The sequence below is a fragment of the Halobellus ordinarius genome (assembly GCF_031823395.1).
In the GTDB taxonomy this organism is placed as follows: domain Archaea; phylum Halobacteriota; class Halobacteria; order Halobacteriales; family Haloferacaceae; genus Haloquadratum; species Haloquadratum ordinarius.
The window spans coordinates 252,396-266,469 of the sequence record NZ_JAVQKJ010000009.1 but is presented as its reverse complement, the minus strand read 5'-3'; the positions used below and the strand labels follow the sequence as shown (position 1 = coordinate 266,469).

Sequence of the window (14,074 nt, the reverse complement as noted above, 5' to 3'; positions counted from 1 at the left end):
GTTCACCGACGAAGCCGCCGAAGGCGGCGGAGTCGGTCACTTTTTGGTCCAGATTTTTGCAAGGAGTGGTCGCGCGCAGCGCGACCCGACGCAGCAAAAAGGTGGGCTGAACTGAGCGAATTGTATTTCAGGTGATGGTCACCCGATGACCCCGTGGGGTGCTGTCGCGCTCAGGCCGCAGAATCCTCGTTCTTGTCGGGGTCGAGTTGAATCCGATCCACACTGCGAAGATCGTCGTATGCCTGGTCACTGGAAATAATAGTGCCACCAGAGAGTGCCGCGTGGAACGCGTCGAACGTATTCAGGCCGTCCTCGATATGCTCCGAGGCCTGATACACAACGTTCGGATCGCCCTCGTACGCAGCTAGTTCGAGTATCGCCGTCACAGCACGTTCCCGATCGAACGCGAACCGCTCTTCGACGAGGAACAGTTCGATGAACGTCGTCAGTGAGACTTCGAGTTCACCCTCGTATTCAGCCAGAAGTGACTCAGCACGGTCAGCCAACCAGTCGTCGTCTTTCAGTAACGCCAGCCAGAAGTCGAGATCAGCGTACATACTCGCCAGTCTGTTCGCGTGCCTCCTCACGTGCCGCCTCTTCGAGATCCTCAAGTACCGCCTCACGAAGCTCATCCGAAGCCGCCGCTCGTAGTTCTTCCAGTGGATCGTCGGGGATCGGTACCAGTTTGATACCGGTATCCAACTCGACGAGGCGGAACCGCTCACCGTATCGGTCGCGTACCTCCTTCGGAATCGTCACACGGCCACGTTGGTCTGTTCGCACTTCTCCACTCATATTCGAACCGATGACGTGGGAATATTTAGTCTTTGTTCCCACTCTCGCTTCTAAGATGGGTGGCAGTCTGGAGATAGGACGAATTGAGCACCACAGGCGGCGGTGACAGATGACCGAAGGGCAATCAGTCGTCGTCCCCGCCGTCGTCCGCGAGAAGCGTCGCCCCCGCCGGATCGATCGAACAGACCGCGGGGTCGTAGCCGGCCGCGGAAAGACTGCGGCCGAACGCGAAGACGGTGTCGCCGAGCATCGCCATCGCGGCGTCGCCGTCTTCCGCGCGGACGGCGGCGATCGTGTCGGCGACGTGGTCGGTGAGGAGGTCGGCCTCGCGGGCGAATCGGCGGGACAGCGAGACGAGTCGTTCGGGTGTCGGCGCCTCGTCGAGGTCCGAGAGCGCGCGTTCGCCGGCCGCCGTCAGAGCAGTCGTGTCCCCGGAGAGGATCTCCTCGGTCGAAACCCGGCCGAAGGAGATGTACTCGACCCGCGGCCTGGCCGGGATGCCGTCCAGTTGCCCGTGGTCGGGGGCGCCCGGTTCGAGCCGGATCGGGAGGCCGCCACGGGCCTGTGCGACCACGTCGCCGAGGCCGGAGCCCGCCTCGACCTCGGCGCAGTGGGCGATCCTCACGAGGTCGTTTTCGCTCCGCTCGCTGTCGTAGGCCGCGTTGACCGCGTAGGCGGTGCCGAGCGCGATCGCCCCCGAGACGCCGAACCCGGCCCCGACCGGCAGCGGCGTCTCGGCGACGACCCCCGCGTCGGTCGCCTCGAGGGCGTCGAGGACGCGGGCGGCGGCGTCGATCTCGATCGCCTCGCCGTTCAGCCTGACCTGGCGCGAGGCGTCGTCCGGAGTACCGCCGTGCCCTCCGCGCTCGACGCGCACGTCGACGCCGTGTGACAGCGTGATCCCCGCGCCGCGGGAGCCCGCGGCTGCGGGGTTCTCGTCTGGGTGCGCGCTGAAGAAGCCCGTCACGTGCCCGGGGACGAACGCCGCCGCCTCGTCATACTGATTACTCTCACTGTTCACCACCGAGCGCCACCCCCGTTGGCGGCACTCGGCGGGAAGAGACGAGAGTAATCAGTATCACTCATTGGTAATCGGTTGCGCGGCCCCCGTTAAATCGGGCGCGGTTTTCGGGCGTGAGCCGTGGCTTTCGAATCAGGCGGTGAAGATTTCGACAGCTAACAGGGTACGGGTGGTCAAAGCCTCGTAGACCGGTTCGGGGATCGCCCTACGGCGACAGACGCTGCCGGTCGCGCGGGAACAACACGGCTTCCCGGATGTTGTCCAGCCCGAGCATCGTCATCACGAGTCGCTCGCCGCCGAGACCCCAGCCGGCGTGCGGGGGCATCCCGTATTTGAACATCTTCGTATAGTACTCGAACTGGTCGGGGTCGAGTCCCTGCTGCTCGAACCCTTCCACGAGGTGGTCGTAGCGGTGTTCACGCTGACCGCCGGAGACGAGTTCCATCCGCGGGTGCATCATATCGAAGCCGGTCGAGAGCTGCTCGTCGTCGTCGTGGTCCTTGATGTAGAACGGCTTGATCTCGGCGGGCCAGTCGGTGATGAAGTAGTGAGAGCCGACGTCGTCGCCGAGCGCGCGCTCGCCCTCTGTCGGGAGGTCGTCGCCCCAGACGAGCTGCTCGTCGAGTTCGCCGGTGGCGTTGATCCGCTCGATGGCCTCCTCGTAGGTGAGCCGGGGGAAGTCCCCTTCGGGAAGCGCGAAGTCCTCGGCGAGACCCAGGGTTTCGAGCTGCGCCGCGCAGTTCTCGGCGACGCCCTCGTAGGCGCTCTTGACGACGTGCTCGCAGGCGTCCATCGCCTCGGTGTGGTCGACGAACGCCGACTCGAAGTCGATCGACGTCGCCTCGTTGAGGTGTCGCGGGGTGTTGTGCTCCTCGGCGCGGAAGATCGGGCCGATCTCGAAGACGCGCTCGAGGCCGGAACCGACCATCAGCTGCTTGAAGAGCTGCGGCGACTGGTTCATGAACGCCTCCTCGCCGAAGTACGTGATCGGGAACAGCTCCGTGCCGCCCTCGGTGCCGGTGGCGACGATCTTCGGCGTGTTGATCTCCGTGCAGCCGAGACTGCGGAAGGCATCCCGGACCGAGCGGAGGATCTCCGCGCGGATCTCGAAGATCGCCTTCACTTCCTCCTTTCGGAGGTCGAGAGTTCGGTTGTCGAGCCGCGTGGAGAGCTCGGCGTCGACCTTTCCGGAGGGATCGAGCGGCAGTTCGGTGTCGGACTCAGCCAGGACGTCGACCTCGTCGGGGACGATCTCGACGTCCGTCGGCGCCCGCGGTTCCTCCTCGACGGCGCCGGAGACCGTGATGACGCTCTCGCGGGGAACGTTGAGCCCCGTTTCGACCAGCGCCTCGTCCATCTCGTCTTTCTCGAATTTGATCTGGATCTTGCCCGTCCGGTCCCGGAGGATGAGGAAGGCGATCCCGCCGAGATCGCGGATCTCGTGGACCCAGCCGGCGACGGTGACGTCGTCACCCGGCTCGGCGTCTGCCGTGAAGGTTCTCCCTTGCATATACCGTCATTCCGACCGCCCGGCCTTAAAAACGGTCGATTCGGGTTCGCGGGACGTCGCCGCCGGAGTTCGCTTGTGCGACCGCCGGCCGAGAGTTCAAATACCGGAAGAGACCCATTCCGGGGCGATGCACGGAGAGACCGCAGTCGACATCCTCGTCGACGCGGGCACGACAGTGACGAGGGCAGTTTCGTCGTCGGTCCACGAAGCGGCCACCGGAAGCAACGGCGTGACAGCCAGGGGCGACGAGCGAGTCGGCGGGGGAGGCCACGGTGGCGATCGAGACTCGGATACGGGAGTCGAAGGGCCCACCGCCGAGGGGCGCGGGGTCTTCGACACCTTCGTCGTCGGAACGCTACTCGTGTTAGCAGCCGGGCGCCTTCCGCTCCTGTGGCTCTTGGTCGTCGGCTACGTCGTCAGAGCGGCACGCGCGGAGACGAGCGCCGGCACGGAGTTCGACGACTGGCGCCGCCTCGCGCTCACGGGAATCCGAGCCACCGCGCTGCTCGCGACCGTTTTGCTCCCGGTGCTCTCGTTACTCACAGCGATCGGGATAGTGGAACACACAGCCGCAGGCATCGTTCCCAACAGGGATCCCGACATCTGGGCACTTGTCGTTGCTGGAGGACTCGCGGCCCTCGCGTGGCACTTTGCGGTCGCCGGACTTCTCGTGGTCGCGCGGACCGACAGCGGTGCCGACTCGCCGCTCGTCGCCGGTATTCGGATCGCCCGCTCACATCCGGGACGTCGGCTATCGGTCGCCCTCGGCGGTCTCGCCGTCGGCGTTGCCGTCGTCGGGTTCGGCCTCGGTGCGCTCCCGGTAGTCGGGCCGCTGCTCGCCGCCGCCGCGACGTTCTTCGGCGTCGCGGTCGCCGCCGAACTTCTGAGGAACCGTATCGCTGTGCACGCGAAGCAGGCGGATCGGCTGGCGACGAGAGAGCCGAAGGCGGCGAGAGAGCCGAAGGCGGCGAGAGAGCCGAGGCCGACGAACGCGACGGGAAGCCACGAGGTCGGCGGAAGTAGCGGAACGACGGTAGATCTCCGGGAAGCATCGCTGCCACTGGATCAAGGCGAGAGAACGGCCGAACGGGAGGTGTGAGGGCAGAACCAATTCCGGCCGGGATCGACGGCGACGGAGACGACGAAAACAGGCGGATCCGGGTGACACCGGTGGTGGAGTGGCGACGCTACTCCGCGGGTGCCTCGGCGTGGGCGTCCTTGACGCCCTCGACGGTCTCGCGGACGGCGTCGACGCCCTCGTCGTGGAGCAGGTCGCCGACGACGATGGTGTCGGCGTGTTGGCCCATCTCGTAGGCCGACTCGTAGTCGCCGATGCCGCCGCCGTAGAACAGCGTCGCCTCGTCGAGGATGTCGCGCGCGGCGCCGACCTTGTCGGGGTCACCAAAGGTGCCGGAGTACTCGATGTAGACGATCTCCTGGCCGAACATCTTCTCGGCGACCGCCGCGAAGGAGGCGACGTCGTCCGCAGTCTGATCGGTGTCGGCCTCCGTCACCTCCGCGACGGACGCCTCGGGGTTCAGCACGATGTACGCCTCGGTCGTCGTCCGGTCCCAGTCGAGCGGCCCGTCGATCCGGACCCACTCCTTGTGCGCGCCGGTCACCCAGAAGGACGATTCGGCGTTGAACACCGTCGGGACGAGGTAGCCGTCGAGCGCGTCGCTCTCGATCACGACGCCAGGGTTCGACGGCTCCTGATACAGCGGAACGTCGTAGCGTGCGCACGCGTCGACGACGCGCTGCATCTTGTCGGTAGTGATGTCCAGGGTTCCCCCGATCTCGATCGCGTCGGTCCCCGTCTGACAGACGTCGGCGAACGTCTCCCCGTCAACGAGGTCTTTGTCGGGATCCACTTTCAGCACGTGGTCCCACTCCGTCCAAGGCCCGGTCATTGGAGGTACGTCTCCCGGGGAACGTTAAAAATCACGCGAAAGCGCGGGTATCGTCGGGCTCTAGAATAATAGCGGTTGCAACTGATTGCTCTGCCGATCGCACCACTGCGTGTGATCGGCCGAGCGATGACTTGCAACCGCTACGATAGCTTACGCCGCTTCGTCGTCGCCGTCGGTGTCCGTTTCGTCACCGGAATCTGCGGTATCGCCGGCATCGTTCCGCTCTTCGTCGACGGTGATGCTTACGGGCCCGGCGTCACCGCCGTCGTCGGAGCCGCCCAGGCGGTCGTCCAGGTTGAAGACGGTGTTCAACTCCGATTGAACCTGCTCGACGACGCCTTTGACCAGGTCGCTGGGTGCGATAGCGGTGTACTCGTAGGGGTTGTTGCCCGCACCGGAGTTCTCCCGCTTGCGCCGGGAGACCGTCTCCTCCTCGTGGAGTTCCGCGAGCGCCTCCCGGACCGTACTCGGGTACAGCCCCGTCCCGTCGGCGACCTCCTCGCTCGTCGAGTGGGGGTTTTGCCGCAGATAGACGTAGATCCGCGCGCGCGTCTCCGTATCGAGGAGCCACGCGAGCAGATCGACGACGCCCTCGTCGAACTCCGAGACCGCCCGGTCCGCCTCGGCTTCGAGTCGCTCCCGCGCCCCGGCCTCGCCGTCGTCGCCGACCTCGACGGGTACCTCCTCGCCGCCGACCTCGACAGATACTTCGTCGTCGCCGACCTCGACAGATACTTCGTCGTCGCCGACGACCGTCTCGCTTTCCTCGTGTGTCGATTCCTCGGCACCCTGCTCGTCAGACTCTTCGGTGGGTTCGTCGGAAGACATCGTGTTCTACCTCCAAGGTCAGAACTCGCGACGCAAAAGCCTTTCTCGGGGGGTCAGTCGAGACGAAGCCGCTCGCAGAGCGCATCGACACCGTCCTCGCGGCGAATCCGTCGCTGCCGCACTGCCCCGCTCTCGGCGTCGAACACCTGTCGCAGGCTGTCGGTCCCGAGGCGATCGGACTCCGCCTCGACGAACTCCGGGAGAGAAACCGTCTCGGCGGCGTCGCGGGTGATGAACTCGGCGTCCCGCCCGTACCGCATCGCGTGCCACTTGTTGGCATCGAGGATCTCTCTGCGGACGTCCGTCCCCGACTCCCCGTCCTCGTAACGCGCGGCGAGGTCCTCGACGAGGGCGTGCACGTACCGGATGTACGCGACAGTCCGGGCCGGGTCCGTCTGTGCGTCGGGCGTCCGGACCTCGACGGTCCCGTGGCCGGTGTGGGGGCGGACATCGTACCAAAGTTCGCCGCGGTCTTCGATCGAATCGAGTTCGACCATTTGACGTTCGAACCGGCGGTACGTCTCGAAGTCGTCAAACCGCGTCGGCATCCCGGTGTTCGGGAGCGCCTCGAAGATCTTCGCGCGGGCGGAGGCCAGGCCGGTGTCGAAGCCGTACCAGAACGGCGAGTTCGCCGACAGCGCGAGGATCGGCGGGAGATACCACCGGAGTTCGTTCGCGATCCACGTCGCCTTGTCGGGGTCGTCGACCCCGACGTGGACGTGGAGCCCGGCCGTCGTGTTTCGGTGCTGAGGGTACTGGATGCGATCCAGTTGGGACTGGTAGCGGGGCTTCGTGGCGTGGGCGAGTTCACGCCACTTCGCCTCCGGGTGCAGCCCGGCAGCGGCAATCCCGTAGCCGTGCGTCTCGGCGTGCTCGACGAGCGCTTCGCGAACCGCGCGGATCGTCTCGCCCGCTGCGTCGACGTCCTCGATCAGCGGGGTCTGCGTTTCGATCGTGCACTTGAACAGTTCGTGATCGATGCGATCTTCGAGGATGCCCCCGGGCGGGTGATCGTAGACGAGATCGTCGGTCCCGGCAGTCGGACGGCCCCGGTCGTCGACGATGTAGAACTCCTCTTCGACGCCGAGGGTGCCCATCCGGTCGAAGGCGTCGGCCGACCCTAACTCCATCGCCCCGTGGTTTGCGGCGGCCGATTAAATATGTCGCGGGCCGCGGCGAACGCTTCGCCCATCCGCGCCGCGGCCGAGGGGAGCAGAGAGTCAGTCATTGCTCCGTTTCCGAGCCATCCGTCCGCGGTTCGGCGACGACCGCGAGGTGGTCGTCGTGGAAGCGGTCCAGGCGGCGGGTCTCGCGGATCACGTAACCCTCGCGGAGTTCGTCGAGGACGTCCTCGAAGACTGCTTCGGGTTCGTCGAGCACGTCTTCGCTTCGGGCCTTGACTGCGGCGAGCAGCCGCCCGTCGGGAGCGAGGAACTGGCGGTTTCGCAGCGCGACGGTCGCCTGCCCGCGCGTCGCGACGTCCTGCACCAGGCAGTCGAGGCCGGACTCGACGACGTGGGCGTACGTCTCGGGTCGGCGCGCGTCCTTCAAAAACGGGAAGAGGTTCGGCCGGGACGCGGCGACAGCGAGGAGGTCCCGCGTCGGTCGCGGGGCGAACTCGACGGCGTACGTCGGGCCCGCAAAGTCCGCGACGTGCGAGACGGTCGTCCCCGACGCGGCGCCGAGGTAGAGAACGCCGTCGCCGCCGTCGAGGCCGACGTCCATCCCGAGTTCGAGCATCGCGCCGAGCTTCGACCGCCCGGCGTCCCACGCCCGCCAGCCGTCGTCGTCCTGCGGTTCGCCGTACACCGGTTCGCCGCGGGTGGCGAGTCGCTCGCGCCCGTCGAAGCGCCGCCGTTCGACGCCCGCGGGGAGGTCGGGGCTCACTCGCCCACCTCCCGCTCGCGGATCGCCGCCATCCGCTCGTCGAGGTCGTCGTGGACGGACTGCTTGTACTCGCCCGAGTAGTGATCGATCCGCGCCGCGATCGCGAGTTTGCCGGCCAGCGCCCGCGCCGCGGAGCCGCGATTTTCCGGATGCGTGCCGCGGACGTACTCGTGGGTGAAAATTATCCCGTGCTTCGGTGACGGACCCCGGCCCCGCAGGTGTGCAAAGAGGGCGTCCTCCGCGCCGAGGACCTGCACCGTGCCGGCGGGTTTCTTCGCCAGCGACTCCAGGCCGCCGGCCAGAGAGAGCAACCGGGCCGCGAGGACCGGTCCGGCCATCGCCGCGAGGTTCGGCGCGACCTCTGGGGCCTGTGTCTCGACGAACGCCCGCAGGTCCGCGCGCTCGTCGTCGAGCGCGACGACGCGTTCGGCGAGGGAGACGACGCGTTCCTCGGCCGGGGTCTCGGGCGTCCACGACGCGACCTCGCGTGCGCCGTCGACGCCGCCGGAGACGTCGGCGTCGCGGCCGGGCGCGTCCGCCAGGGAGCCCGCCCACTCGGCGAGGCGCTCTGCGAGTTCGTTCGCGGTGCGTTCGGCGTCGTCCATCGCCCGCACAGCATGCTGTAACTGCTGGTCTCCGGCCGTCTCCCGCGCGCTGACGGCCCGCCGCGTGGCGTGGACTGTTGCTTGGTGTAAAGCTTCGTAGTAGTCGTTTTCGTCGGTCGCGAACCCCGACTGGATGGCTTGTTCCGGCCACTTCCTGGGGCGGTCGGCCGTGCCGTCGGAGATTGTGATTGCTGCCGCTTCGAGGTCTCCGGGATCGAGGTCCGTGAACCATCCCGTATTTTCGGGATTTGAGCCGCTCATAAGTTGTCTTGAATTCGGACTCGTATAGGTATTCGCGAAACCGAAGGCTTCACAGTCCTTCGAGGCGGAGGCCCCGCCCTCAAGGAGCGAGCCGAAAGGCGAGTGAGTAGGGCGGGGTAGTTTACTCGGCCGCGTACTGATTCCGGTTGCTGTGTCGGAGTCACCTTCATTAGGGGGACGCTCATCAAGGCGATCCCATTGAAGAAGGCCGTCCTCCTTGGCTACTGGCCGAGTCCGGATCAATCAGCCCCCGATCAGTACGATAATAGAATCAATATCAACTCCAACAGATCAGTTCTCGGGCTCTATCGGTGAGACATCGAACCGCTTTCTGAACTGCTGGACTGCCTCGTCAGAGCCAACAAGGATGATGTGCTCAGTTCCCGTGAACTTCCTTTGTGGATCGACCGCGCTGGTGAGTCCAGACTCGTCTTCGATGGCGATGACGCGACACCCCGTTTTTTCGTAGATGCCCGACTCGGCCAGTGTCGACCCTGCCAGCGGTGTTGTGGGGACACGGAGCAGCCGAATCTGACTCGCTGGTGCGAGGACGTCCTCGCCGCGGAGTTCCCTGGCCACCATCCGAGCGCTCACCCGCGGAACCGACAGCACGTAATCCGCTCCTGCACTCAGTGCCTTCTGCGTCGAATCAGTGTCATCCACTCGTGTCAGTATCTCGATTTTCGGATTTAGCGACCGCGCTAACACGGTTGTCAGTAGTGAAGCGGAATCGTCCGGAAGACCGATAATGATAGCACCGGCCGTCTCGATCCCTGCTTCTTCTAAGATTTCTTCCGATCCGGCGTCGCCCACGACATCCACGCCATCGCGATCTTCGATATCGATAGTCACGACATCAAGTCCTTCCTCGGATACGAGCTCCCGTGCAGCTTGGCCAACTTCACCCTGCCCGGCGATGATGATGCGCTCGTGTTTCCGGAGCGTGCGGGACGGTTGCGTAAAGTCACTAAACGCCTCCAAAGCATCGTGTGCTCCTGTAAGGAGCAGCACCGTATTCGAGCGGATAATCGAATCCGGGTCAGGAGGGAGCTGGAGTTCCCCGTCGATCCACGCGCCGATAATATTCGCGCCCGTTTCTTCCCTGATTTTCGAGTTACGGATTCGTGTTCCGATCAGTCGGTTCCCCTGTTGGATCGGAACCTCTGTAACCTCTAACTCTCCCCCGAGTTCGATCGTGTCTGTCAGATCAGACCTGATCGAAGAGACTGCTTTCTCGGCGAGCCGGTGCCCGAGAACCCCGTGTGGGGACACCACGGTATCCGCGCCCGTCTCCAACAAGATATCTCGCATATCACTGTCGTCGGTCAGCGTAATGATGTCGATATCCGAATCGAGTGACCGGACAGTCAGGATGGTGTTGACATTCGCATCGCCGGCATCTGTAATGACTGCTCGTGCTGTCTCGATGCTGGCTCGTTCGAATGCCGTCGCATCCTGTGGGGAGCCATAAATAACAGAATACCCGTCATCAGAAAGTTCCTTGGCATTCTCTTCAGACGACGAAATCAAGACGTATTCGATACCGAGCTCTCCGAGTTCATCAAGGAGAACGGCGGAGTCACGCCGGTATTCACAGATGATGACGTGGTCGGTCTTTGGGGTGAGTCGGTTGTCGAGGTTGACCTCGGCCCCAGTAAATAGCGGGATGATGATGAGGCGGAGCGTGAAAAAGCCGAGCGCGATGCCGGAGATCTGCGTTGCAGCAACGAACAAGAACATTACCGGGTGGGTCCAGAGATCGGAGTCCTGGCCGTAGCCTGTTGTGGTCATCGTCTGGACGATAAATTCGAACGAGGCGAATATCGATTGGTTGACTCCCTCTAACCGTGCCAGTGCAAGATTGTACGTGACCGTGTACACAAGGACCAGCGCAGCTAACCCGGTGAGGTAATAGAAGACAAGGCGGTCTCGCCGAGAAAGTTGGACATCAGAGAGTCGTTTCGGCAGGTCAACCATCGTGGAGTGCTACCATCTTCCTTACGACGATTTAAAAAGGATTCTTCCGTCGTTGTAGCACCTGAAGTACTGATTCTGCCAGTGGTCAGTCCGAGGTACACGTCATCTGTAACGCAACTCGAAGAAACCGAACGAGTCTGGTACAAATTTCTGCGGTTGATATGCACATCTGGCAAATAGTCAGACCACCGTCTTCCAACCTGAAGTGAACTACAGAAGACGATCTACGGGCGTTTCCACTCATCGAAGGTCGGTCGAATTATATACCTGATCTGTAGATTCGTTGACGGTGAACCAGCCCGCGTTCTCGGGACTGTGGCCGCTCAGAGGCGTCATTGAGTGCGGACTGGTATATGTATTCTCGAAATCAGCGACGCCACGCACAGAGCGAGCACTGCACGGGAGTGAAGGGAACGATCCAGAGGAGTCAGCGGTGTCGGAATGGCACAGTTTCATCATCCTCGACGTAGTTTCGCCCACGTATGACCGACGCTTCCGGAACCGAGACGAAAGATCTGCTCGCGCACGTACTCCTTCCGGTCGCACACGAGGACGACGCGCTGGCGACGGCGATGCAACTCGAACCATACGAGCCCGCGCACGTCACGGCACTGCACGTGGTAGAGAAGGGAGGCGGCGTCCCGGACAAGACGCCCGTCGAGCAGTCCGAGGAACTGGCGGCGGAATCCTACGCGGCGGTCCGTCGCGTCTTCCCCGACGCCGACGAGCACACCGCCTACGGCCGCGACGTGGTGAGCAAGATCTTCGAGGCCGCCGACGAGGTGGACGCAAGCGCCATCGCCTACCGCACCCGTGGTGGGAATCGACTGATGCAGTACCTGTCCGGCGACCTGTCGCTGAAACTGATCACGAACGCGGACCGACCCGTCATAGCGCTGCCCCGGGACGGTGATGCCGAATGAACGAGAGCGAATCCGCCACGGCAAAGACCCTCGCGACAACAGTCCCGTCCGGAGGGGATCTATGAGCACGGGTGACGAGGAACTGGCGAAGGACCTCGGTCCGCTCGCCGCGCTGACCATCGGCGTCGGGACGATGATCGGTGCCGGGATCTTCGTGCTCCCGGGCAACGCCATCGAGCAGGCCGGTTGGTTCGCCGTCGTTTCGTTCCTGCTCGGCGGCGGCATCGCGCTGCTGACGGCGCTTTCGGCCAGCGAACTCGGAACGGCGATGCCGCGATCCGGCGGCGCGTACTTCTACGTCAACCGCGCGCTCGGGCCGCTCTTCGGGTCGATCGCGGGATGGGCAAACTGGCTCGGACTGGCGTTCGCGAGCGCCTTCTATATGGTAGGGTTCGGCGAGTACATTCGAGTGATATTCGGGCTCACCGGGCCGCTGATGGTCGGTCCGATCGCGCTCCCCGCCGTCAAGACGATCGCGTTCCTCGGCGGGGCGCTGTTCGTCGCGGTCAACTACATCGGCGCGAAGGAGACCGGACGGCTACAGAACATCATCGTCATCCTCCTGGTCGCGATTCTGGCGGTGTTCACCGTCGTCGGCGCGCTCCGGGCCGATCCGGCCAACCTCCCGCCGAGCAAGGGCTTCGGACCGATGATGACGACGACGGGGCTGATCTTCGTCTCCTATCTCGGCTTCGTCCAGATCACGAGCGTCGCAGAGGAGATCCAGGAACCGGGGAAGAACCTCCCGCGCGCCGTCATCGGGAGCGTCCTGCTCGTCTCGGTCATCTACGCCCTGGTCCTGATCGTGATGGCCGCGGCGGTCGAACAGGGCTTCATCGCCGAACAGCAGGTCGCCGGCAACATCGCCGTCGTCGAGGTCGGGCGACTCATCCTCGGTCCGGCGGGCGCGATCGCGCTCCTGATCGGCGGCCTCCTGGCGACCGCCTCCAGCGCGAACGCCTCGATCCTGGCGTCCTCGCGGATCAACTTCGCGATGGGCCGAGACAGGATCCTCACGCCGACCATCAACGAGGTCCATCCCCGCTTCGGGACGCCGTACCGGGCGATCGCCATCACCGGCGCGCTCATCCTGGGGTTCATCGTGGCCGGTAACGTCGAACTGCTGGCGACGCTGGGGAGCGTCCTCCATCTGGTCATCTACGGCCTCCTCAACATCGCCTTGATCGTGATGCGCGAGGCGAACGTCGCTGACTACGATCCATCCTTTACCGTCCCCCTGTATCCGTTCACGCCCATCCTGGGTGCGCTGACGTCCTTCGCGCTGATCGCGTTCATCAATCCGACCGTGGTTCTGATCTGCGGCGGCCTGGTCGCTGCCGCGATCGTGTGGTACCTGGGCTACGCACGCACCCGGACCGAGGCGATGGGAGAACTCTCCGAGTTCATCCTCTCGCGGTCGGAGTCGATGCCCGACGCCGCAGTGTCGACGGCCGAATCCGTCAGACCCGACGGCGGTCGACATCGTGTGATGGTGCCGCTGGCCAACCCACAACACGAGGAGAACCTCATCACACTCGCCAGCGCCGTCGCCAAACACCACGGCGGCATCGTCGACGCCGTTCACATTGTGACGGTGCCCGATCAGACGTCGCTCGAGTATGCAGCAGATCACATCGGGGATCACGAGGAGGATTACGATGCACTGCTGGACGGCGCCCGCGAGCACGCCGAAGCCCTCGGCGTCGATATCGAGACGCACACGATTCTCTCTCACCGCGGATTCGAGGAGATATTCGACGCTGCACGGAGTCACGAAGCGGACACGGTCGTTATGGGTTGGGGGCCGGACGCGCACGGCTCCCCGGGGCGTGCCGAGAGCGCGTTCGGCGAGATGACGACGGAGCTACCAGCCGACTTCCTCGTCGTCAAGGACCGCGGGTTCGATCCCGAGCGGGTTCTGGTACCGACCCGGGGCGGGGCCGGCTCGGCGTACGCCGCGGACGTCGCGTCGGTGCTGCAGGAGGAGTACGGCTCGGAGATCACGCTCCTGCACGTCGCCGATTCGGAGTCGACGGGCGAGGAGTTCCTCACCGAGTGGGCCGAAGAGAGAGGGCTGTCGGACGCGACGATCAGGGTCGAATCCGGTGACACGAAAGAAGAAATCGTTCGGGCCGCCGAGGATGCGTCGCTGGTGATCATCGGCGCCTCCGAACAAGGGCTTCTCGTGCGGTTGTTCAGAGGGTCGCCCGCACAGCAGATCGTCGAAGAGGTGGACAGTTCGGTGATCCTGGCCGAAAAGAGCCACGGCCGATCGCTCCTCGATCGGCTTTTGAGCCGCTGAGCAGGCGCTCAGAGGGGTTCGTTTCTTTCGATCCGTCCCTTTCAGCGGGACCTTC

At 64.5% G+C, this 14,074-nt stretch carries 13 protein-coding genes; 3 read left to right on the top strand and 10 right to left on the bottom strand.

The window, feature by feature from the left end:
* Positions 1–170: 170 nt before the first annotated feature.
* From RJT48_RS15295 to aspS, 4 genes are all read right to left on the bottom strand, one after another.
* Complete coding sequence (locus tag RJT48_RS15295; RefSeq protein ID WP_311173213.1) at positions 171–557, bottom strand: PIN domain-containing protein; 387 nt, start codon at positions 555–557, stop codon at positions 171–173.
* Entirely contained in the window at positions 547–795 is a 249-nt protein-coding gene (locus tag RJT48_RS15290; protein ID WP_311173212.1) for an AbrB/MazE/SpoVT family DNA-binding domain-containing protein, read from the bottom strand. The genes RJT48_RS15295 and RJT48_RS15290 overlap by 11 nt, the downstream gene beginning before the upstream one ends.
* 124 nt (positions 796–919) lie before the next feature.
* Entirely contained in the window at positions 920–1,819 is a 900-nt protein-coding gene (locus RJT48_RS15285; protein ID WP_311173210.1) for a pantoate kinase, read from the bottom strand.
* 202 nt (positions 1,820–2,021) lie between these two features.
* Positions 2,022–3,326 carry an aspartate--tRNA(Asn) ligase gene (aspS, locus tag RJT48_RS15280; protein WP_311173209.1) on the bottom strand — a complete coding sequence of 435 codons (1,305 nt, stop codon included), beginning with the start codon at positions 3,324–3,326 and terminating at the stop codon, positions 2,022–2,024.
* Positions 3,327–3,453: 127 nt separating this feature from the next.
* Between aspS and RJT48_RS15275 the strand changes: the two genes are divergently transcribed.
* The gene (locus tag RJT48_RS15275) at positions 3,454–4,425 is read left to right on the top strand and encodes a DUF4013 domain-containing protein (RefSeq protein WP_311173208.1); all 972 of its coding nucleotides are present in this window, start codon (positions 3,454–3,456) and stop codon (positions 4,423–4,425) included.
* A gap of 88 nt (positions 4,426–4,513) precedes the next feature.
* On the opposite strand, the gene RJT48_RS15270 is transcribed toward RJT48_RS15275, so the two are convergent.
* The 6 genes from RJT48_RS15270 to RJT48_RS15245 all read right to left on the bottom strand — a co-directional run bounded on the left by RJT48_RS15270 (position 4,514) and on the right by RJT48_RS15245 (position 10,794).
* Positions 4,514–5,236, bottom strand: coding sequence for a phosphoglycerol geranylgeranyltransferase (locus tag RJT48_RS15270; protein ID WP_311173207.1), 723 nt, complete (start codon positions 5,234–5,236; stop codon positions 4,514–4,516).
* Between the two features lie 150 nt (positions 5,237–5,386).
* A complete protein-coding gene (locus tag RJT48_RS15265) occupies positions 5,387–6,064 on the bottom strand; it encodes a winged helix-turn-helix transcriptional regulator (RefSeq protein WP_311173206.1) in 678 nt (225 codons plus the stop codon).
* 53 nt (positions 6,065–6,117) lie between these two features.
* The gene (locus tag RJT48_RS15260; protein WP_311173205.1) at positions 6,118–7,194 is read right to left on the bottom strand and encodes a glutamate--cysteine ligase; all 1,077 of its coding nucleotides are present in this window, start codon (positions 7,192–7,194) and stop codon (positions 6,118–6,120) included.
* Positions 7,195–7,288: 94 nt separating this feature from the next.
* A complete protein-coding gene (locus RJT48_RS15255) occupies positions 7,289–7,951 on the bottom strand; it encodes a fibrillarin-like rRNA/tRNA 2'-O-methyltransferase (protein WP_311173204.1) in 663 nt (220 codons plus the stop codon).
* Complete coding sequence (locus tag RJT48_RS15250; protein ID WP_311173203.1) at positions 7,948–8,817, bottom strand: NOP5/NOP56 family protein; 870 nt, start codon at positions 8,815–8,817, stop codon at positions 7,948–7,950. Before RJT48_RS15250 ends, RJT48_RS15255 begins: the two co-directional genes overlap by 4 nt.
* A 291-nt stretch (positions 8,818–9,108) precedes the next feature.
* Complete coding sequence (locus RJT48_RS15245; RefSeq protein WP_425604722.1) at positions 9,109–10,794, bottom strand: NAD-binding protein; 1,686 nt, start codon at positions 10,792–10,794, stop codon at positions 9,109–9,111.
* Between the two features lie 482 nt (positions 10,795–11,276).
* Between RJT48_RS15245 and RJT48_RS15240 the strand changes: the two genes are divergently transcribed.
* Complete coding sequence (locus RJT48_RS15240) at positions 11,277–11,717, top strand: universal stress protein (RefSeq protein WP_311173201.1); 441 nt, start codon at positions 11,277–11,279, stop codon at positions 11,715–11,717.
* A gap of 61 nt (positions 11,718–11,778) precedes the next feature.
* Positions 11,779–14,019 carry an amino acid permease gene (locus RJT48_RS15235; RefSeq protein WP_311173200.1) on the top strand — a complete coding sequence of 747 codons (2,241 nt, stop codon included), beginning with the start codon at positions 11,779–11,781 and terminating at the stop codon, positions 14,017–14,019.
* The last annotated feature ends 55 nt before the right edge of the window (positions 14,020–14,074 follow it).